At 41.0% G+C, this 670-nt stretch carries 1 protein-coding gene; it reads right to left on the reverse strand.

All coding sequences use genetic code 11. The annotated features are described in order from the left end of the window. Positions 1 to 100 precede the first annotated feature (100 nt). The gene (locus FD23_RS08770) at positions 101 to 466 is read right to left on the reverse strand and encodes a pyridoxamine 5'-phosphate oxidase family protein (RefSeq protein ID WP_025895957.1); all 366 of its coding nucleotides are present in this window, start codon (positions 464 to 466) and stop codon (positions 101 to 103) included. Positions 467 to 670: the final 204 nt, after the last annotated feature.

Below are 670 nucleotides of genomic sequence, written 5' to 3' on the forward strand. Positions count from 1 at the left end.
CTTGACCGCATTTACCGGCGTAGATAGTCAAAATCTGCTAGATGTTATGGTAAGTGTTCAATTTATTCTTGCAATTGGCGTTTTCTTTATGCTGATTTGATTAAGCGAAGATTTCTTCAACTTCAACTACTACGGCAACATCAGTTTTCTTGCCAACCTTAGCAGCGTATTCCTTAGCGAAGTCGTCGCCTTCGTGGATAGTCACGCTGCCGAGCACGCGTACGTTAGTGTGGCTTGGCACGTCAGCAACTACAACAGCAACCTTGCTGCCGTTCTTGATGTTTTCCCACAAGTGGGAGAAGGTAACTTCACTCCAGACCAGGTGCTTCTCGTCCAAAGCAGTCAATGATTCCTTAGGACCAACTTGTGGGTTGCCGTCCTTGTCAACGGAAGCAACGAAGGCCAAAGCGTCGTTAAAGAACTTTTGTTGGTCAGCAGTCAAAGTAGTAGCGTCTAATTTCTTCATAATGGTAATTTCCCTTCTTTTTACTTAAGTAGTAATTTCTTCTCTTGATACTTAGCATTATAGGTCCTCCCCAGGCAAAAGAAATTGATTTAGATCAATTTTATAACTTTTTTAATAAATTTTTTTGCGCCGATTGTAAAATTAAACTGAACACTGTTCCGATCCAGTAAGAAAAATCGTTTTCACTGGATCAGAGCACAAAAA

The sequence above is a fragment of the Lactobacillus delbrueckii subsp. delbrueckii DSM 20074 = JCM 1012 genome (genome assembly GCF_001433875.1).
GTDB classification, from domain to species: Bacteria; Bacillota; Bacilli; order Lactobacillales; family Lactobacillaceae; genus Lactobacillus; species Lactobacillus delbrueckii.